Annotated in this window: 20 protein-coding genes; 15 read left to right on the top strand and 5 right to left on the bottom strand. The window is 65.0% G+C overall.

All coding sequences use genetic code 11. The annotated features are described in order from the left end of the window. Positions 1-139, bottom strand: a 139-nt coding sequence (locus IIB36_14310; protein MCH7532912.1) for a hypothetical protein, incomplete at its 3' end; no start/stop codon positions are given. Between the two features lie 146 nt (positions 140-285). Here IIB36_14310 and IIB36_14315 point away from each other — a divergent pair. Continuing rightward, positions 286-531 (top strand): ferredoxin, encoded by a 246-nt coding sequence (locus IIB36_14315; GenBank protein ID MCH7532913.1) that lies wholly within the window; start codon positions 286-288, stop codon positions 529-531. Positions 532-1,182: 651 nt separating this feature from the next. Next, positions 1,183-4,404: a VCBS repeat-containing protein gene (locus IIB36_14320; protein MCH7532914.1), complete on the top strand. Its 3,222-nt coding sequence runs from the start codon at positions 1,183-1,185 to the stop codon at positions 4,402-4,404. Here IIB36_14320 and IIB36_14325 read toward each other — a convergent pair. From IIB36_14325 to IIB36_14335, 3 genes are all read right to left on the bottom strand, one after another. Next, a complete protein-coding gene (locus IIB36_14325) occupies positions 4,370-4,939 on the bottom strand; it encodes a gamma carbonic anhydrase family protein (protein ID MCH7532915.1) in 570 nt (189 codons plus the stop codon). The genes IIB36_14320 and IIB36_14325 overlap by 35 nt on opposite strands. 429 nt (positions 4,940-5,368) lie before the next feature. After that, the gene (locus tag IIB36_14330; protein MCH7532916.1) at positions 5,369-6,622 is read right to left on the bottom strand and encodes an HlyC/CorC family transporter; all 1,254 of its coding nucleotides are present in this window, start codon (positions 6,620-6,622) and stop codon (positions 5,369-5,371) included. Positions 6,623-6,641: 19 nt separating this feature from the next. Then, positions 6,642-7,658 (bottom strand): MoxR family ATPase, encoded by a 1,017-nt coding sequence (locus IIB36_14335; protein ID MCH7532917.1) that lies wholly within the window; start codon positions 7,656-7,658, stop codon positions 6,642-6,644. Positions 7,659-7,935: 277 nt separating this feature from the next. On the opposite strand from IIB36_14335, the gene IIB36_14340 reads away from it, so the two are divergent. The 13 genes from IIB36_14340 (at position 7,936) to IIB36_14400 (ending at position 18,850) form a co-directional block, all read left to right on the top strand. After that, a complete protein-coding gene (locus IIB36_14340; GenBank protein MCH7532918.1) occupies positions 7,936-8,244 on the top strand; it encodes an AtpZ/AtpI family protein in 309 nt (102 codons plus the stop codon). Then, the gene (locus IIB36_14345) at positions 8,241-8,609 is read left to right on the top strand and encodes a hypothetical protein (protein ID MCH7532919.1); all 369 of its coding nucleotides are present in this window, start codon (positions 8,241-8,243) and stop codon (positions 8,607-8,609) included. The genes IIB36_14340 and IIB36_14345 overlap by 4 nt, the downstream gene beginning before the upstream one ends. A 1-nt stretch (position 8,610) precedes the next feature. After that, positions 8,611-9,483 (top strand): F0F1 ATP synthase subunit A, encoded by an 873-nt coding sequence (gene atpB / locus IIB36_14350; GenBank protein ID MCH7532920.1) that lies wholly within the window; start codon positions 8,611-8,613, stop codon positions 9,481-9,483. Positions 9,484-9,533: 50 nt separating this feature from the next. Further along, on the top strand, positions 9,534-9,800 hold the full coding sequence (locus IIB36_14355) for a F0F1 ATP synthase subunit C (protein ID MCH7532921.1): 267 nt from the start codon (positions 9,534-9,536) through the stop codon (positions 9,798-9,800). An 87-nt stretch (positions 9,801-9,887) separates the two neighbouring features. Beyond that, a complete protein-coding gene (atpF, locus tag IIB36_14360) occupies positions 9,888-10,487 on the top strand; it encodes a F0F1 ATP synthase subunit B (protein ID MCH7532922.1) in 600 nt (199 codons plus the stop codon). After that, the gene (gene atpH / locus IIB36_14365) at positions 10,484-11,059 is read left to right on the top strand and encodes an ATP synthase F1 subunit delta (GenBank protein MCH7532923.1); all 576 of its coding nucleotides are present in this window, start codon (positions 10,484-10,486) and stop codon (positions 11,057-11,059) included. Before atpF ends, atpH begins: the two co-directional genes overlap by 4 nt. Positions 11,060-11,090: 31 nt before the next feature. Continuing rightward, on the top strand, positions 11,091-12,656 hold the full coding sequence (locus IIB36_14370; GenBank protein MCH7532924.1) for a F0F1 ATP synthase subunit alpha: 1,566 nt from the start codon (positions 11,091-11,093) through the stop codon (positions 12,654-12,656). A gap of 27 nt (positions 12,657-12,683) precedes the next feature. After that, positions 12,684-13,544 carry an ATP synthase F1 subunit gamma gene (gene atpG / locus IIB36_14375; GenBank protein MCH7532925.1) on the top strand — a complete coding sequence of 287 codons (861 nt, stop codon included), beginning with the start codon at positions 12,684-12,686 and terminating at the stop codon, positions 13,542-13,544. Between the two features lie 16 nt (positions 13,545-13,560). Next, entirely contained in the window at positions 13,561-14,994 is a 1,434-nt protein-coding gene (gene atpD, locus IIB36_14380) for a F0F1 ATP synthase subunit beta (GenBank protein ID MCH7532926.1), read from the top strand. A 188-nt stretch (positions 14,995-15,182) separates the two neighbouring features. Beyond that, positions 15,183-15,503 (top strand): F0F1 ATP synthase subunit epsilon, encoded by a 321-nt coding sequence (locus tag IIB36_14385; GenBank protein ID MCH7532927.1) that lies wholly within the window; start codon positions 15,183-15,185, stop codon positions 15,501-15,503. Between the two features lie 28 nt (positions 15,504-15,531). After that, positions 15,532-16,350, top strand: coding sequence for a PHP domain-containing protein (locus IIB36_14390; GenBank protein ID MCH7532928.1), 819 nt, complete (start codon positions 15,532-15,534; stop codon positions 16,348-16,350). 43 nt (positions 16,351-16,393) lie between these two features. Then, a complete protein-coding gene (locus IIB36_14395) occupies positions 16,394-18,268 on the top strand; it encodes a peptidylprolyl isomerase (GenBank protein ID MCH7532929.1) in 1,875 nt (624 codons plus the stop codon). Between the two features lie 63 nt (positions 18,269-18,331). Next, positions 18,332-18,850, top strand: coding sequence for a hypothetical protein (locus IIB36_14400; protein MCH7532930.1), 519 nt, complete (start codon positions 18,332-18,334; stop codon positions 18,848-18,850). 350 nt (positions 18,851-19,200) lie between these two features. Here the strand turns inward: IIB36_14400 and IIB36_14405 are convergent, their stop codons facing one another. Continuing rightward, on the bottom strand, positions 19,201-20,043 hold the full coding sequence (locus IIB36_14405) for a carboxypeptidase-like regulatory domain-containing protein (protein ID MCH7532931.1): 843 nt from the start codon (positions 20,041-20,043) through the stop codon (positions 19,201-19,203). Between the last annotated feature and the right edge of the window lie 23 nt (positions 20,044-20,066).

Raw genomic sequence — 20,066 nt, forward strand, 5'->3', positions numbered from 1 at the left:
GATTGCGGAGGTCGAGCAATCGCTCCTCGAGAAGTCGCATCCGTTGTGGCGCCTCCTGGAGCTGAAGCCGCAGGACCGCGATGTCCTCTTCGAGCATGCGAACTGTTTGACCGTCCCCGGATGTGTCCGTGTTCGACATGTCGACCTCCTTACGCCAATCGCCATCCGTCGTCCTGTGACGAGTGTAGAGCGGCGATCTGTCAATATTCCACGTTCTGCGGCTAGATTCCTTCGGGTGCCCAACACGGAAGCGCCAGAGAGGCCTATCGACACAAGGGAATCAACGTGAAGGTCTGGATCGATCAGGATCTTTGTACAGGAGACGGTTTGTGCGAGGAGATCGCTCCTGACGTGTTCGTACTGCTTGACGACGGACTCGCGTACGTGAAGGAGGGCGACAAGGTTTTCGCCGCTTCCGAGGGGAACATCGAAGGTGCGAAGGGACTGGCCGCTTTCCCCGACGAGCAGACGGATCTCGTCGTTGAGGCCGCTGAGGAGTGTCCCGGTGAGTGCATCTTCATTGAGCCGTAGCGGGAACGAAGGTCGCGATCGGCGATCAACAGGGTGCAGTCCGCAGTGATCTCGTGGAGCGGCGTCGTTCAGCGGAGGTCGTCAGGAGCCTTCATCCTGCTGGGATGAGCGTGGCCACGACGGTCAGCACCATCATCGCCACGATGAACCAGATCACGATCTTGACCCACTTCTTGGTTCCACGCGACATCTGCTACGCCTCGAGCGATGACTCGTTAATCACATTCGTTCCCTGAAGAACCCTGATGCGCGTGTGTTTTCCTGGCTCGATTCGACCGCGGTAGAGAACCGTGCGGCCCTCCTGACGCTTGAGCATGGCACCGGCGACCATGAGGCCGATACCGATGATGGTCTGGCTCGCTGGCCGAGTTGTTCCTGCCGTAGCCGTGTGCCATCCCACACGGGTCAACGGGTGAATACGGTGCAGCCACCATCGTTCGAAGATCGAGCGCGGAGCGGACTTCATTTCGCGTAGACCTCAACCATGATTCTTGGCTGTCTGGATCGCCATACGGCAAGGGCGACCAGTCCGAGTACGACGGCCCCGGCGGCGAGTGCGAACAGGATCGTGTTTGACCTGACCTCGTCCTCGACATCGATGACGACGGCGACCTGGACCTGCTGCTGACGGCGCTCGGCGGACCGAACGCCTTGTTCCTGAACGACGGCTCGGGCTCGTTCGTCGAGGTCGGCGCGGAGGCGGGGCTCGAGTCGGAGTCGGGAAGTACCACCATGACGTTAGCCGACGTCGAGGGGGACGGGGACCTCGACCTCTATATCACGAACTACAAGGCCTTCTCCGTGTTGGACGTTTTGCCACCGGAGCAGCGAACCTTCGACAGCGTCGTCGAGGAGGTCGACGGCGGGTATCGCGTACGGCGGGGCTACGAGCGTGACTTCCGCGTGTTCGAGCGCCGTGACCTGGGCAGCGTGGTCTACGTGCAGCGCGGGGAAGCGGACGCCTTTTACCTCAACGATGGACACGGACGCTTCGAGCACGTGCCGTTTACGGGCGGTCGCTTCCTCGACGAGGAGGGAGTGCCGCTGACCGAGACTCCGGACTTCTTCGGCCTGTCGGCGCGCTTCTACGACGTCACGGGGAACGGTGCGCCGGACCTGTATGTCGCGAACGACTTCGAGGACCCGGACCAGTTTTGGCTGAACGACGGGAACGGGACTTTCCGCGCCGCGCCGCGGCTGGCGTTGCGGACCACGAGCAACGCGGCGATGGCCGTTGATTTTGCGGACATCGACCGGGACGGCGACGTCGACTTCTTCGAGGTCGACATGCTGAGCCGCGACCGACGCCTCCGTATGACGCAGACGCCCACTCACACGGCCTTGCCGAAGCAGATAGGGGTCATCGACGACCGTCCGCAGGTGATGCGCAACACCATGTTTCTCAATCGTGGCGACGGGACCTTCGCGCAGATGGCCGAGCTGGCGGGCGTGGACGCGTCCGAGTGGTCGTGGGGCACGATGTTCATGGACGTCGATCTGGATGGGTACGAGGACATCCTGGTCGCGACCGGGCACATCTGGGACATCATGGACGCCGATACGCAGCGGCGGTTGCTCACGTGGGGTGGGGACTGGAGGGAGGAGTTCTTGCTCTATCCCGATCTGGAAGCGGACAACGTCGCGTTCCGCAATCGGGGAGATCTCACCTTCGAAGAAGTCGGCGCCGAGTGGGGCTTCGCCTTGGGCGACGATATCTCGCACGGCATCGCGTCGGGCGATCTCGACGGGGACGGCGATTTGGACGTCGTCGTGACACGACTCAACGACCCGGTATTGGTGCTGCGGAACGATGCCGCAGCGTCGCGGCTCACAGTGCGGCTGCTTGGCCGGACACCGAATACGCAGGGCATCGGTGCGAAGGTTCTGGTTCGGAGTGGGTCATTGCCAGAGCAGAGCAAAGAAGTGACCTCCGGCGGAATGTACCTCTCGGGCTCCGAAGCTCTGCAGGTCTTTGCGGCGGACAGTGGCGAGATCACGATCGAGGTCCGGTGGCGGAGCGGTGGCACTTCGGTCATCGACGGCGTGCGCGCGAACCGGCTGTACGAGATCCGTGAGCCGGCGGTCGCGGCGGAGAGGGCGGAGGGATCCTCGGCCACTGCCGAAACCGCGCCGACTCCGTTCTTCGAGGACGTGTCGTTCCTATTGGGGCATCGGCACGTCGAAACCCCGTTCGACGAGACCCGGCAGCAGCTACTTCCGAACGGCCTCGATCGCTTGGGACCGGGAGTCACTTGGTACGACGTGGACGACGACGGCGACGTGGACCTCCTCATCCCTTCCGGCAGGGGCGGGCGGCTCGGTTTTTTCCGGAACGACGCAGGGCGATTCACGGATCTCTCGGGGCGCTTCGCGGTCGCGTCACTCGATCAGAGTGTGGCGCTTCCGATGCCCACCGGCTCGGGCACCAGGATCCTCATCGGCCGATCGAGCTACGAGGCCGAGAGCCCTGCCGCAGCCCTCGCGGCATCGGCGGTGCTGTCTCTCCCGGTCTTTGGCGGGGTGGCGTACGAGGCGATCAGTGGCGACACGAGCAGCGTGGGCGCGCTCGCGACCGCCGACATCGATTCTGATGGCGATCTCGATCTCTTCGTCGGGGGACGGTTGGTGCCGGCGGCGTATCCCTTGCCCGCGACGTCGCGACTCTTCCTCAACGAGGGCGGGGTATTCGTTCTGGACGTGGCGAACCGCTCGGTGCTAGAATCGATCGGCCTGGTTTCCGCGGCGACGTTCGCGGACATCGACGGAGACGGTGACCCGGACCTCCTTTTGGCCCGGGAATGGGCCCCTCTCGAACTACTCAGGAACGACGGCGGGGTCTTCCTCAGCGTGGGCTCCGCCTGGGGACTCGCGGAGCTGCACAGCCGGTGGAACGGTGTTGCAACAGGAGACCTGGACGGCGACGGACGGCTCGACGTCGTGGCCACGAGCTGGGGGCGCAACACGCGGCCCGCTCCCAGGCCCGAGCGACCGTTGGTCCTCTACTTCGGTGACCTCGACCGGAGCGGCTCGCTGGATCTGCTGCTTGTGCAGCGCGACGCGCGGCTCGACGGGCTCTACCCCTTGCAGCGTCTGCCGAGACTGCTCGCGGCGATGCCGTTTCTGGGGCAGAGGGTTGGTTCGTTCTCGGACTTCGCCTCGGCCACGGTACAGGAGTTGTTCGGTGAGGCTCTGACGTCCGCGGGACGTTTGGAGGTCAACACGTACGAGCACACCCTTTTCCTCAACCGCGGTGACCACTTCGAGGCGGTACCTCTGCCGGTTGAGGCGCAGCTTGCTCCGGCCTTCTACGTCGGAATCGCGGACTTCGACGGGGACGGCAATGAGGATGTCTTTCTGAGTCAGAACTTCTTCCCCACGGAAATCGGTGCGCCACGCTATGACGGCGGGCGGGGCCTTTGGCTCCGCGGGGATGGCACGGGGGGGTTGGTGGCGGTACCGGGCCAGGAGTCTGGCATTCGCGTCTACGGGGACGGTCGTGGTGCGGCGCTCGGCGACTTCGACGGGGACGCTCGAGTCGATCTGGCGGTCGCTCAGAACGGAGCGGCGACCCGCCTCTTCCGGAACGTCGGTGCCACACCGGGTCTGCGGGTCCGGCTCGTTGGGCCGGCCGGAAATCCCCGTGGCATCGGGGCCTGGGTCCGTCTCGTGTTTCCGGACGGGGCGGGACCAGTGCGGGAGATCACGGCGGGCTCGGGTTACTGGTCCGTCGATAGCGCCGTCCCGGTGCTCGGTGGGACGGCGGGTGCGACTGCGGTCCGTGTGCGCTGGCCGGGCGGGCCAGAGGTCGAAGTGCCCATCCCGGAAGGCGCGATCGAGGTTACGGTCCGCTACGGATCGGAGCGGTCTCGCTGATACCCGGGAGGCCGACGCCAAGCGCGCGGTATTCGCGCGACAAGTCCACGTAGTGCGATCCGCCTCCCTCGATCCACTTCGCCGCGGAGCCATCGAGCCGCTTCTTGATGACCCCCGGCACGCCCGCCACGACGCACCGGTCGGGAATCACGGCGCCTTCCAGCACCACCGTATTGGCTGCGAGCACGCACTCTGCCCCGATCACGGCGTGCTGCAGGATTACCGCGTTCATCCCGACGACCGTCCGGTCGCCGATCGTGCAGCACTCGAACTTGGCTCCGTGGCCCACGGTCACGTCTGCACCGATTACGGTTGGCTGCCAGGCCCCCACGTGCACGACGCAGTTGTCTTGCACGCTCGAACGCGGGCCGACCACGATACCGTTGTCGGGGTCGTCACCCCGCAGGACGGCGCCGAACCAGATGCTGGCTTCCGCGCCGATCGTCACGTCGCCGATGAGCACCGCAGTCGGGGCGAGAAAGGCCGATGGATGAACGGTCGGGGTCTTCCCGTTGAACGGGATGATGAGGGCCATTAGAAGGCTGTTGAAGAAGTACAGCGGGCCGCCACCCGTGCTCGCGCACGGGTACCCGGGATGATGCCACGGCCCCAGGGGGCACCCGCGCGTAGCGTGGGTCGCGGAGCGACGACGCCATAGCCGTCGCGGGCACCGCCGCCGAAGGCGGTGGTCCTAGGAGCCCCAACGACGGAGATGGGGCCGTGCCACCCCAACCCACACACTCGTAAGATCATATCAGCCATGGTGTTGGGCACATGGCGACCAACGCTTGCGCGTCGGTGCCCGCGCGGTTGATCCATCGTCTCTCCTCGTCGGACCACCGCCTTCGGCGGCGGTGCCCGCTCGGCTACGACTCCTCGTCGTTCCTTGCCTGAACCGCGCAAGCGCGGGGCACCCACGCCATGGCGTGGGTCGCGCGGCCCACTGTACTTCTTCAACAGCCTTCTAGTGATCGGTCGGAACGCGCGGCGCCAGGAGACGGGTAACCCTGGCTCGCAGCACCTGGGTCTCGCTCGCTTCCACGATGTCGATGCGCACTCCGGCGGCCTCGAAGCTGTCTCCCTGCGCCGGCACGTGCCCGAGTTCCTCCAGGATCATGCCGTTCAGGGACCGATGTTCGTCCTTCGGTAGCGAGACGTTCAATGCTGTGTTGATCTCGCGCACGTCGACGCCCGCATCGCATTCGAGCTGGGTCTCGGAAAGCCGAAGGATCTCGTCCTCCGTGACGTCCGTCTCGTCGTGGATCTCGCCTACGAGCTCTTCGAGCACGTCTTCGAGCGTCACGAGTCCATCGGTGCCACCAAACTCGTCGGCGACGAGGCCCATGTGGATACGCCGGGCCTGAAAGTCGCGCAGCAGCTCGGCGCATGAGAGTGATCCCGGGACAAAAAACGGCTCGTGCGAGAGCTCGGCGAGCTTCACGTCCTGCTGTCCTGCTGCGACGCGCTCGTACAGTTCTCGCACGAATACGATGCCGGTCACGTCGTCGACGGACTTCCGGTACACCGGTACACGGCTGTAGGGCAGGTCCTCGAGTCCGTCGAGCACGTCGCCGACGGTCAGTTCTCGCTTCCAAGCGAAAATGTCGACACGGGGGACCATGATGTCCCAGGCGGTGAGTTCGTCGAGTCTGAACGCCCGCTCGACCAGCTGGTTCTCGGACTCCTCGAGGATGCCCTCCTCCTGCCCAATCTCCTGGAGCTCACGCAGTTCTCGCTCTTCGGTGCTGAGCTCGTCGTCTCGGCCACGGACGAGAGCGACTTGGAGTCTGGAGACGGCTCCCCAAATGAATCGCGTCCACTTACTCAACGTGAGTAACGTCGAGGCCGACGCGAGGGCGAGCCGCACCGGGTGCCGTGCCACGACGCTGCGTGGTACGATGTCCGTGAAGCCGACGATCACCACGATCCCGATGAGCACGTCGGCGATTGGCCCGCCGCGGCCCCACGTCATCGCTCCCGTGCTGACCCCGACGCCGAGTGCGCCGAGGTTGAGTGCGCCTGTAGTGAGCCGCACGCTCGATTCGACGGCGCTCGGATTCGCTCGGACCTCGCCCAGAGCATCGGCTCCGGTGAACCCCTCCTGCTGGAGCGTCCGCACGCGCGAGGAGCCGATATGGAACACGGCGGTGTGCGCGGCGGTGAGCACCGCCGACAGAATGAGGAACAGCACGATCATTCCGGCCGCGGCGCCTATCATGCGGTGTCGCTACTTCGGTCTAGCTCCAATCCCGGGTCTCCTCGAGGAGCTCACGGATCACGTCGCGCGTCGTCCGGCCGTCGGCTTCGGCCTCGAAGTTGAGGACCAGTCGATGGGCCAGGACGGCGGGCGCGATCGCTCGAACGTCATCATACGATGGGATGGCCGCACCCCGCGAGGCCGCTCGTGCCTTTGCGCCGAGCACGAGGTACTGAGAAGCGCGCGGGCCGGCACCCCACGCGACGTACTGTTGGCTCACCGGGGCGGCCTCCTCGCCTGGTCGCGTTGATCGCGCGAGGCGCACGGCGAAGGAGACGAGGGAGGGCGGTGCCGGGATGCGGCGGACGAGGTGCTGCAAGTCGATGAGCTCGGTCGCAGTCAGGACCGGGAGCACCTCCGGCTCCTCCTCTCCCGTCGTCCGCATCGCGATTTCCTCTTCTTCATCGCGAGAAGGGTAGTAGATCGGGAGCTCGAGCATGAAGCGGTCGAGCTGAGCCTCGGGTAGCGGGTACGTGCCTTCTTGTTCGATGGGATTCTGCGTGGCGAGCACGAAGAAGGGCTGTTCGAGCGGGTAGCTGTTACCCGCGGCGGTCACGGTCCGTTCCTGCATCGCCTCGAGCAGCGCCGCCTGGGTCTTGGGCGGCGTGCGGTTGATCTCGTCGGCGAGCACGATGTTGGCGAAGATCGGACCTTTGACGAAGCGGAAGACCCGCCGCCCCGTCGTGCGGTCCTCCTCGATGACTTCGGTACCCGTGATGTCGGTAGGCATGAGATCCGGCGTGAACTGGATCCGGCTGAATTTGAGATCGAGTGCGTCTGCGATCGTCTGCACGAGCAGCGTCTTGGCCAAACCCGGGACGCCGACCAGCAGCACATGGCCGTTCGCCAAAAGCGCCGTCAGAAGCTCGTCGACAACCTCATGCTGGCCGACGATGCGCTTGGCCACCTCCGCGCGCATCAGACCGGAGACTTCCGCGACTCGATCGAGCAGCTCCAGATCTCGGTCGAGGACCGCACTCTGTGGGGTGGTTGTCATGCCTGTCCTGGGCCGGCGACGCTGGTCGCTCGCTGGGGGCCGCCGGGCCGGTAAACTCGTAGTGTGTGGACTCTACTTGCTGAGGCAGTCCCTCAAAATACCCGGATGCCCTCTCACAGATCCGGGTGTTCATGGCGGGATTCGTGGGTTGCCAAAGAGGTTGTCATGGCTGCGAAGATAGGAGGATGTTTTTTCACACGTCAAGCGCTCTTCGCAGTGTCGAACGCGCCTGAATTCCGCTTGCGCTTTTTTTCACAAGCGGTATTTTATGCTGGCTATGGCGGGTGGCGAGTCCGTTTTGGGCTCGGCGTGCCCGTCGCCAGGGAGCAGGGCTGTGGCCGGAGACGAGCAGCGCAGTGACCCCCGGGAAATCGTGCGGGCGTCCGGTCGGCATATGGGCCTTGGTTTGGCTTTTGCGCTTTCGATCCTGCTCTTCCTGGGTGGGGGAGCGTGGTTGGACTCCAAGCTCGGCACGACGCCGTTCCTCATGCTCGTGGGAGCGGCCGTGGGCGCGGGCGCAGGTTTCTACAGTCTGTACTACCACATCGTGATCGAACCCAGGCAGCGAGAGAACGGCCCGCGATGAGCGGAGAGGCCAGGTACGCCGGTGCGAGCGCCGCGGGCGTCGCCGTAGTGATCCTCGTGCTGTGGCCATTCCTCGATTCGGCGAGTCGGCTCGGGATGCTGATCGCGGCCGCGGTGGCATTGCCGGTCCAGTGGGTCTCGTTCGCCGCGCTCATGCGATTCCGGGGCAAGCCGAACGGTTTTCTCGGGGTCTGGATGGGCGGTGCCGCGCTGCGCATGGCGGTCGTGGGGCTCGTCGCGTTCCTGACGATCAGTCGGGGCGTCGAGGGGTCGATCGCGCTACTGCTGGCCCTCGCTGGCTTCCTCTTCGGGCTTCTGCTACTCGAGCCGCTGTACTTCAAAGCTGCCGCGAGAGAGACGAGCTGACGTGAGACTCCAGGAGAATGCCACGCCCGACCTCGGGGAGTGGCTCATGCACCACCTCCGCGACGGCAAGGAGATCGAGCTCGAGATCCTCGGACGCGGGTGGGTGTGGCACTTGCCGCAGTGGGAGCCGTTCCACATCGGTGCGCTGGAGCTCGACCTCTCCCCGACGAAGCACGGGGTCTTTCTTCTGGTAGCCGCGATCCTGCTGCTGTTGGTCTTCATCCCGATCGGTTACGCCATGCGGAACCGGTATACGGACAGCGCTCCGAGAGGCCTCCCGAACGCGATGGAGGCGCTGGTCATCTACTTCCGGGATGAGGTCGTCCGCCGCAACATCGGGCACGGGGCGGACTCGTACACGCCGTACATCCTGACGCTCTTCTTCTTCATCTTGACCATGAACCTGGTCGGAGTGATCCCGTTCGGCGCGACGCCGACCGGAAACATCAACGTCACGGCTGCGCTCGCCCTCGTGACCTTCGTTGTCGTCGAGATTTCAGGGATGCGGGCGTTGGGATTCAGGGGCTATATGGGGACGATCTTCTACGCCCCGCCCGGGCTTCCGAAGGCGGGCCAAGCCGTCCTGATGCTGATTATGACGCCAGTGGAAGTCATGGGGAAGCTGACCAAGCCGTTCGCGCTGATGATCCGACTTTTTGCGAATATGACGGCCGGGCACTCGCTCGTCCTGTCGCTCATCGGGATGATCTTCCTGTTCGCGCACCTCCCGATCGGGAAGTTCATGATCGCGGGTGGGTCGTTGAGCATGTTGCTCGGCGTGATGCTTCTCGAGGTCTTCGTGGCCTTCCTCCAGGCATACATCTTCGCGATGCTGACCACAGTCTTCATCGGTCTGATCCGCCACGCGCATTGATGGGAATGCGTTAGACAACCTTTCAAGGAAAAACCGACATGTTGCACGGAATGCTGGCCATCTTTCAGAACGTCGCCATGGACGCAGAGGCCGCGCAGGCTTGGGGAGGTCTCTTCGGTGCCGGTATCGGCATCGGACTCGTGATCATCGGCGCGGGTATCGGCATCGGTCTGATCGGTTACGGCGCGACCCAGGGTATCGCGCGTCAGCCCGAGGCCGCCGCTGCGATCCAGACGGCTGCGATCATCCTTGCGGCGCTGGTCGAAGGAGCGGCGCTGTTCGCTCTCGTTATCACGATCCTGTACAAGTTCAATTAGGTCGGGTCCCGCAGCCCCCTCTCGGGCACGGCGGCGACCGGCTCGTTGGCGCGAGCCTATGACTTCAGGGAATCGATGGAGATCACGATGAGAGCCACTCGAATTTTGCCGGTCGCACTATCGCTTCTAGCCGCGCTGCCGGGCCCGCTGTGGGCCCAGGGAGCTGGCGAGGAAAGCGGTGGAGGCCTCTTCGATATCAACACAGGCCTGAGCGTATGGACGCTGATCATCTTCGCCGGCTTGCTGCTGATTCTGTCCAAGACCGCCTGGGGCCCCATCCTGGCCGCGGTCGACGCGCGGGAGAAAGGTATCCAGGCCGCGCTCGACGAGGCTGCCCAACGCAATGCAGAGGCCGCGGGTCTGCTCGAGCAGCACCGTGAGCAGCTCATGGACGCGCGGCGGCAGGCCAACGAGTTGATCGCCGAAGGCAAGGCCGCTGGCGAGAACGTCCGCAAGGACATCGAAGAGAAGGCTCGATCCGAGGGTAAAACGATCGTCGAGCGGGCCCGCGCCGAAATCGGGCGTGAGCGCGACGCGGCGCTCGACATGCTCAGAAAGGAGTCGGTGGAGCTCGCGTTGGCTGCGGCGTCGCAACTGATGCGGGAGAGGCTCGACCAGGCCAAGGATCGTGAGTTCGTCGAGCGCTACCTGGACGAGCTCGGGGATTCCCGTGGAGCGCAGGCGTGAGAGACGAAACCGTCGCCAAGAACTACGCGGAGACGCTCTTCGAGCTGGCGCGTCGCCACGACGGTGTGGAGTCGTACGGGGTCGCGATCGCCACCGTCGCCCGCATCATCGAGGAGAATCCGAAGTTCCGCCTCTTCCTCGAGACTCCGCGCATCGATGACGAAGACAAGAAGGTCGTCGTCCGACGCGCGTTCGGAGAAGCGTTGCCGAAGCACGTCGTGAACTTCGTGATGGTGACGATCGACAAGCGGCGCCAACGCCTCCTACGTGACATCTCGCGGGGGTACCACCTTCTGCTCGACGACCACTTGGGTCGGGAAAACGTGGAGGTGACCGTGGCACGTCAGGTCGATGATGCCACAACGCAAATGATTGCTGAACGCCTCTCGGGCGCGCTCGGAACAAGAGTGATCCCTCACATCCGGGTGAAGCCAGAGATCATCGGGGGACTCGTCGTACGCACGGGTGACACGATCTACGACGGATCGATTCGTAGGCGCCTGGACGGAATGCGTCGTCGCCTCCTGCGGGCGCAGTTGCCCGCGGCGGCTGGTGGCCCCGCCGACGCCTGATCCGATCCCAATACCTAGGACCAAATAGAAGATGGCCAACGACTCCCAGCTTCGCGCCAGCGAGATCAAGGACGTCCTTCTCAAGGAGATCGAGAAGTACGAAGAGGACCTCCAGGCCGAAGAGATCGGTGAAGTCCTCGAAGTGAAGGACGGGATCGCTCGCATCTACGGCCTCACGAAAGCGATGGCGTCGGAGATGCTCGAGATCACGGCAGCGGCCACCGGAGAGACCGTGACTGCGCTCGCGCTGAACCTCGAAGAGGACAACATCGGCGCCGTAATCATGGGTGAGTGGACCGGTCTGCACGAGGGTGACCAGGTGCGGCGCACCGGCCGCGTACTGGAGGTCCCCGTCGGCGCCGGGTATCTCGGGCGGGTCGTGGACGCGCTCGGTAGTCCGCAGGACGGAATGGGCCCGATCGACGGCATCGAGGGCGCTCGCCAGATCGATATCGTCGCGCCGGGTATCGTCAAGCGGCAGCCCGTCCACGAGCCGCTGCAGACGGGCATCAAGGCCATCGACTCGATGATCCCGATCGGTCGCGGTCAGCGCGAATTGATCATCGGCGACCGCGGTACGGGCAAGAGCGCCGTGGCGATCGACACGATCATCAACCAGAAGGACACCGACGTCATCTGCATCTACTGTGCCATCGGGCAACGGGCGGGTAAGGTCCGGAGTGTCGTGGAGACGCTGCGTGAGCGCGGAGCGATGGAGTACACGATCATCGTATTGGCGAGCGCGTCCGATCCCGCACCGTTGCAATACATCGCGCCGTACGCGGCGACCGCGCTCGCCGAGCACTTCATGTGGCAGGGCAAGCACACGCTCGTCGTATACGACGACCTCTCGAAGCAGGCACAGGCGTACCGCCAGCTCTCGCTGATCCTCCGCCGTCCTCCGGGACGTGAAGCGTATCCGGGGGACGTGTTCTACCTCCACTCGCGGCTGCTCGAGCGCGCGTCGAAGCTGGCCGACGACCAGGGTGGCGGCTCGCTGACCGCGCTGCCGATCATCGAGACGCAGGGTGGGGACGTTTCGGCCTACATCCCGACCAATGTGATCTCGATCACCGACGGTCAGATCTTCCTCGAGCCCGATCTGTTCTATTCCGGTGTGCGGCCCGCCGTGAACGTCGGTATCTCGGTATCGCGCGTCGGTGGTGCGGCGCAGATCAAGGCGATGAAGAAGGTCGCCGGCCGTCTGCGGCTCGACCTCGCGCAGTACCGTGAGTTGGAGGCGTTCGCCCAGTTCGGATCCGACCTGGACGCGGTGACACAGCGCCAACTGGCTCGTGGCGCACGCACCGTTGAGATGCTCAAGCAGCCCCAATACCAGCCGATGCCGGTCGAAAGTCAGGTCGCGGTGATCTACGCCGTGACCAACGGCTTCCTCGACGACTTTGAGGTGGAGAAGGTCCGCCAGTGGGAGCTCGGCTTCCATCAGGACATGGCCGCCAAGCATCAGGACGTGCTCGACGAGCTGCGTGAGAGCGGCGAGATGGATGAAGATCTCGAGGAGCGGCTCGTTGCCGCGATCGAGAGCTATAACGAGGCGTTCGCAGCCGAACAGTCCACGGCCGCGGCCTCGGCCTAGCCCCGCCAACCGAGAGAACGAGACGACGTGGCTGGCTCTCGCGATGTCAAGCGCAGGATCAAGTCGGTAGAGAACACTCGACAGATCACGCGCACGATGGAGCTCGTTGCGGCCTCCAAGCTCAAGCGGGCGACCGATCGGGTGCGCGCCGCCCAGCCGTATGCCGAAGCTTTGCACGAGATCGTGCAGGGGCTTTACTCGCCGGCGCTGTCTGAGAAATACCCGATCCTGCGGCTGCCGGAAAAGACCGAGCGCGCGGCGATTCTGCTGTGCACCGCGAACCGCGGACTCGCGGGTGGCTTCAATGCCAACCTGATCAAGAAAGCGCGGAAACTCATGGAGGATCTGCGTGGGCGGGGTATCGGGACCGAGCTGCACGTGGCGGGCAAGAAGGGCATCGCCTACTTCCGCTTCCGCGGCGTAGAGATGCTCACCCAGCGCACCGACATCGGTGACTATCCCACCGTGGACGATGCAGAGTCGCTCATCGCTCCCATCCGCGACCGATTCGAGAGCGGTGAGGTCGACGCCGTCTATCTGGTCAGCTCGAAGTTCAAGTCGGCGATGTCGACTCCGCCGCATACGAGAGACCTGCTGCCGATCAAGGCGGAGGGTGAGGTTTCGTCCGCCGACGTCTACATCCTCTCTCCGAGTGGGGACATGATTCTCGAGCGGATTCTTCCGGCGTACATCCGCAACGCCGTCTACACCGCTTTGGTGGAGAACGCGGCCGCGGAGCAGGGTGCGCGCAGGACCGCGATGAAGAGCGCGACGGACAACGCCGGAGATGTGCTCGAGCACCTCACGCGCACATACAACCGAGCCCGCCAGGGCCAGATCACGCAGGAGATCGCCGAGATCCTCGGCGGCTCCGCTGCCCTCGAGTAGGGAAACCACGCACATCATGGCTGACAACGGTATTGGAAGAATCGTACAGGTCATCGGACCGGTGCTCGACGCTGAGTTCGCCGCCGAGGACCTCCCCGACATCTACAACGCGCTGAGTCTCCAGACGACGAACGAGGCGGGTCAGGAGATCGAGCTCGTCGCGGAGGTGCAACAGCACATCGGACGCGGACAGGTCCGCGCGGTGTCGATGTCGTCCACGGACGGCGTGACGCGTGGCATGGAGGTCGTCGATACCGGCAGTCCCATCACCGTTCCGGTCGGTGAGCCCGTGCTCGGACGCATCCTGAACGTGCTGGGCGAGCCCGTGGACGAGATGGGCCCAGTCGGGGGAGAGGGTGCCGAGGTCGAGCGCTGGCCGATCCACCGTCCGCCCCCGAGCTTCGACCAGCTCGAGCCGAAGACCGAGATCTTCGAGACGGGCATCAAGGTCGTGGATCTGCTGGCTCCCTATGTAAAGGGCGGAAAGACTGGCTTGTTCGGGGGTGCCGGTGTCGGCAAGACCGTCATCATCATGGAACTCATCAACAACATCGCGATGGAGCACGGCGGACGTTCGGTGTTCTGTGGCGTGGGTGAGCGCACGCGCGAAGGCAACGACCTCTGGCTCGAGATGAAGGAATCGGGCGTGCTCAACTCGACGGCGCTGGTCTACGGGCAGATGAACGAGCCGCCGGGAGCCCGTCTGCGCGTCGGCCTCTCGGGCCTCACCATCGCTGAGTACTTCCGTGACGTCGAAGGGCAGGACGTGCTGCTCTTCATCGACAACATCTTCCGCTTCACGCAGGCAGGTTCCGAGGTGTCCGCGCTGCTCGGTCGCATGCCGTCGGCGGTGGGGTATCAGCCCACGCTCGGGACAGAGATGGGCGAGTTGCAGGAGCGTATCACTTCGACTGCGTCGGGCTCGATCACGTCGGTGCAGGCGATCTACGTGCCTGCGGACGACCTCACCGACCCAGCGCCGGCGGCGGTGTTCACGCACCTCGATGCGACGACGGTTCTGTCGCGCGCGATCTCGGAGCAGGGCATCTACCCGGCGGTGGACCCGCTGGACTCGACGTCGCGCATCATGGACCCCCAGTTCGTGGGTGAGCGGCACTACAAGGTCGCGACCGACGTGCAGGCGATCCTGCAGCGGTATAAGGACCTCCAGGACATCATCGCGATTCTCGGAATGGACGAGCTCACCGAGGAGGACAAGGTCATCGTGGGCCGCGCGCGCCGGATCGCGCGCTTCCTCTCGCAGCCGTTCGTCGTCGCCGAGGTCTTCACCGGTACACCCGGGCAGTACGTGAAACTCGACGACACGATCGAGTCCTTCGAGCGCGTTGCTGCCGGGGAGTTCGACCACCTGCCGGAGCAGGCGTTCTACATGCAGGGCAGCATCGAAGATGTCATCGCAGAGGGCGAACGCCTGGAGAAGGAGGGTTAGTGTCCTGTCCCAGAAGTTCGCCGGCATTCGGGCACCGATGCATCCACCCTAGCCGCGTTGCATGTCCTCGCAATAGCCCTGCTATTACTCGTCGTCGCGCCTTGGGGCACCGCTCGCCGAAAGGCGAGTGGTCGCGGCGCCTCGGCACCCTCGGTGCACGCCCAACTTCTGGGAAAGGACACTAGCTCGTGGCCGACGGTATGCTAGAAGTTCGTGTAGTCTCTCCGGATCGCATCGTCTTCGAAGGCGAGGCGTCCGCGGTAGTGGCGCCGGCGTGGGACGGACAGGTCGGGATTTTGCGGGGTCACGCGCCGATGTTGACGCTGATCGGAGCCGGCGAGCTGAAGATCGACCGGCCGGGTGGCGGCAGTAACTCGTTCTACGTGGCCGCTGGCGTGCTCAAGGTCGAGCGCGACCGGGTGACGCTATTGACCGAGTACGCCGGCGATGAGCCGCCCGAGCAGATTCCGGCCGAAGCGATCGTATTCGCGGACGATGGCGACGGCTGAATTCTTTCGTGAGTGACGGACCCTCCGCATGAAGCTCGACCTTCACATCCACACCACTGCTTCCGACGGCGCGTGGTCGCCCGAGGCCGTGGTGCGGGGAGCGGCGAAGGGCGGGCTCGATGTAATCGCGGTCTCGGACCACGACACGACGGCGGCCTTCGCGACCGCGTCCGCCGTTGGAGCAAAAGTGCGAGTGCAAGTCATTCCCGCTCTCGAGGTCAGCTCGACGCACCAGGATCGTGACGTGCACGTGCTCGGCTACTTCGTCGATCTCGAAGCAAGCGCGATGATCGCGCACGGCGCGCGAGCGACCAGCCGGCGCGTCGAGCGCATGCACGAGATGGTGGAGCGACTCACCGCGAGCGGGATCGAGATCACCTTCGAGCAAGTCGAGGCCGAGGCCGGCCCCGACCGCGTTGCGATCGGTCGACCTCACCTGGCGAGAGCCTTGGTGGCGGCCGGGCACGTCGCGTCGGTCCATGGGGCGTTCGACACCCTCATCGGCGACGGCAGCGACGCGTTCGTTCCGACGCGCCTGCTCACGCCGGTGGACGCCGTCGAGCTGATTCTCGAAGCGGATGGACTTCCCGTCTGGGCCCATCCGCCGGGAGATTTAGTCGATGCGCTGCTGCCGGAGCTCGTGCGTGCCGGCCTGCGTGGCCTCGAGGTGTACCGACCGTCACACAAGCGCCATGACATGCTTCGCTATGAGCGTATCTGCCGAACCTCCGGGTTGCTCATGAGCGGCGGTTCGGACTGGCATACGCCCGACGCCGGAACCGCGCTGGGCGATTTCTTCGTAGAGGCGACAGAAGTCGAGAAGCTGCTCGAAGAGGGTGGGTTGTAGGATGGCTGGGACTCGCAGGATGCGACCAGGAGCTCGCCGGTGGTTGGCCCCGATTCTGTGCATGCTCCTCGGCGCGGCGGCGTGTCACGCCGGACCCTCGCTCCCTTCATCGACGAGGTCGAGCGACGGCCTGCTCGCGGACGCTGAGCTGCAGGCGGTCGTGGAGCTCGGCATTCAGCGCGACATGTACGGCGTCATGGAGCGTTTGCAGGCCGGGCGTCCCGAGGTCCGCGCCCGCGCCGCGATGGCACTCGCGTCCCTTCAGGCCGTCGAATCCGTCGTTGCGCTTCTGCCCGTACTCGACGACCCGGAGGCCCAGGTACGACGGGATGTGGCGTTCGCGCTCGGACGCGTCGGCGATCCGGCGACTGCCGGAGCGCTCTCCGGCGCACTGTCCGCGGAACGGGATGCCACCGTTCGCTCGAGGCTCATCGAAGCGCTGGGTCACATGGGAACCGCGGAGGCGGCGGACGCGCTACTCGCGGCTGATGTGCCGCCCCGGGAAGAAGCGGACCGCACTCGAGCGCTGGCGGTTCTCGGTGGCGTGTATGGAGTCCGCCACGAAGGACTGAGGGGCCACCTCATCGAGAATCTGACTCACGAAGACTCTTCGGTGCGGTTGGCCGCGTCGAGTTACTTCAGTCTCGCATCGGGAATCGATTTCTGGGCCACCCGCGCGCTCTTTCTCCGCCAAGCTCTCGATACGTATACGCTGGAGGATCCGGCTGCGATGCATCTGGTCCTGGGTCTGGGCAGGCTCCACGACTTTCTCGACGGCGAGCGGCTGAGGCATTGGGCGACCGAGGCAGGGGACTGGCGGACCCGCAGCAACGCGATCGCGGGACTCGACCCACTCACCACGAGCGCGCAGGTGCTCGTGGACGCCCTAGACGACCCGTCACCGCAGGTGTCGTTCTCGGCTGTACGGGTGCTGACCAAAGACGCCCTGGACCAGGCTCTGGTGCCCCACATCGAACAGTGGATCGAGACGAACCCCGACCGTCTCCAGCGCGTCCGTGAGCTGATGATCCAACTCGCCCAGATGGACCGGATCGACGCCATCGTAACATGGGTGGATGCCACCGAGCCGGGTGATGACAGGCGGTGGGCGGTCGGCCTCGAGGTGCTGTCGTACATGCCTGGAGAGGAGGCAGTCACGCGCATCGCTCGGGCCGCTCGCGATCCGTCGGAGCGCACCGCCACGGCCGCGGCCGCGGCGCTTCTCCGACGTTGGATGAGTGACCGACGGTCCCCGGAGACTCATGACCTGTACTTCGACCTCTTCAGGGCCGTAATCGAAGACCCTCGGCCCGAGGTCGCGGCGGCCGCACGACGTGGGCTGGAGTCTACCGAGTTCGCCTCCAGGGGATTCCATGTCCCGTTGCCCGCGGAAGCTTCAGACGGGCCGGCTCAACGCGAGGGCTCGTCCGTGCTGCTTCCGGACGCCCGGAGGATCGACTGGGAGTTCCTGCAAGGACTGGGCAGGAGCCCGAGCCTGGTGCTGGAAACGACCAGAGGCACGATCACCGTCCGGCTTCTGACCGAAGAAGCGCCGCTCACGGTGCAGACCGTCGCCAGACTAGCGCAGGGGGGGCACTACGACGGTGTGCCGTTCCACCGCGTCCTCCCGAACTTCATGGCGCAGGGCGGCGACGTCGTGGGTCACGACGGCACAGGCGACCCCGGCTTCACCATCCGCACCGAGGTCACGCAGCTCCCGTTCTGGTCCGGCGTCATCGGCATGGCCAATCTCGGGTTCCGTGATTCTGAGAACAGCCAGTTCTTCATCACGCACTCGCGGCAGCTGCACCTCGATCGTGGCTATACGGCCTTCGGCTGGGTCACCGACGGCATGGACGTCGTCGACGTCATTGAGCAGGGGGACGCCATCGTCTCGGCGAGGGTAGTTCCGAGCTAGCGCGGCAACTTCGAGCGCAACTCGGCGTATTGTTTGTGTGACCGGGCGTCGACAGGAGGATCGATGAAGCGGCTGACCACACTCTGCTTGATCGCTTTGGGTGCGTGTGCCACCAGTCAGGACGTATGGGGGGGGCGCATTGCGGCCCGGGAGACCCAGGCAGTGCAGATCGCTGCGGTGCGGTACATCGCCGAGCACTACGAGCCCTCGGAGTATCTCGGCCAGCCGGAGGCGATCTGTCTCGTCGTGGGCCAGCAGGCCGGACGCAGGGACCGGATCGCGACCGCGTTGGCGGCCAGGAGCGAGGACATGGATCCACCCGCTTCTTTGCTGTCCCGGCTCCGTCAGGTGCGGCCCCGGGTGCTTCCGATCTCGGCCTGCCGGTGGGGCGAGGATCTATCCGAGGTACTCGTGGATTCCGGTGCTCGTGCCATCGCGCTCGGGATCAGTCACCCACAGTGGGTGACGCCGAATCTCGCTCGGGTGACAGCGACCCTCCGGGAGAACCAGCGGATCTGGTATCGCTATCGGTGCTCGGCCGAACGCGGACCCGACGGCTGGACGATTCGGCGGTGCCTTTGACTCGGCGGCTCCATGCGGAGCACCCCGCCTAGCAGCCCGTGGTAGAAGTACAGCGGGCCGCGTTACGGTGGCACGGCCGCAGGTCCTAGGCGGTGCGACGACGCCATAGCCGTCGCTACGGCTAGGCGCGCCAACGACGGAGATGGGGCCGTGCCACCGTAACCCACGCACTGTTCAGTGATGCCACACATGGTGTCGGGCGCAGGGGGGTCGCGGCCCTGGAGGTCGTTTCTCCTCCTCGGACCACCGCCTTCGGCGGCGGTGCCCGAACAACTACGACTCGTCGTCGTGCCTATTCCAGGTCTCGCGAGACCCCTGCGCGCGGCCCACTGTACTTCTACCACGGGCTGCTAGTTCCTACGCCCACTTCGCGCGGGACCGCGGCGCGTCCAGATGAGGATCGCGCCGCACGCGGCGTCCCCTCCGCCAAAGATGGCCGGCACCGACGTGCCCGAGTACACCTCTACCACGTCCATGTCCGACGCCAGAAACTCGGTCAAATCCGTGGGCTGATCGCCCAACGAAGCCCTGCGGCTGAAGCGGCGGCCATCTACGAAGATCGCCGGGTAGCAGCTCTCGATGGCGAGGACCCCCGGAGCCGGGGAAGTGATGTGGAGCGCACGCCGTAGGATCACCGTCCGGTTCGACATCGTGCCACCGCTGCCTTGGACGCGAACCCCGGGCATCCCCTGAATGAGGGTGATGAGGTTGCCGCCCCGCTCCTCCAGCTCTTTGCGAAGTATGAATCGACCGAAGCCACGCTCCAGACGGATATCGAGATCACGGAGCTCGTTGAAGGTACGCCGCGGGATCACATGCACCGTCAAGCCCTCGAGCTCGACGGGCTCCGCGCCGAGAAGAACCTCCGTCTCATAACTCCGGTCTTCGGTAAGCCAAACCTGGACGCGTCGCTCTTCGTACCCGAGGGCCTCGATCACGAGGAAGTGTACGCCGAGCGGCACGTCGGTGAACGTGAAGAAGCCCAACTCGTTCGTGCTCCTCACCGTGCTCATCGACTCCAGCGTGACGGATGCACCGCTGACTGGCCGGCTGGTCTGGAGGTCTCGTACGTAACCGAGAAGGTTGGCCGCGCGCTCCTCCGCGTGCGCCGATTCGGCGGCGAGCAGCACAAGAAACGCCGTCACGATCCCGTTTAGAAGAGCTCGGTCTGCGGGTGTGTGTCGGCTTCTCATGCGTCCTCCTTGCCCAGGACTTC

The organism is Gemmatimonadota bacterium, from assembly GCA_022560615.1.
Lineage (GTDB): Bacteria > Gemmatimonadota > Gemmatimonadetes > Longimicrobiales > Gaopeijiaceae > UBA1138.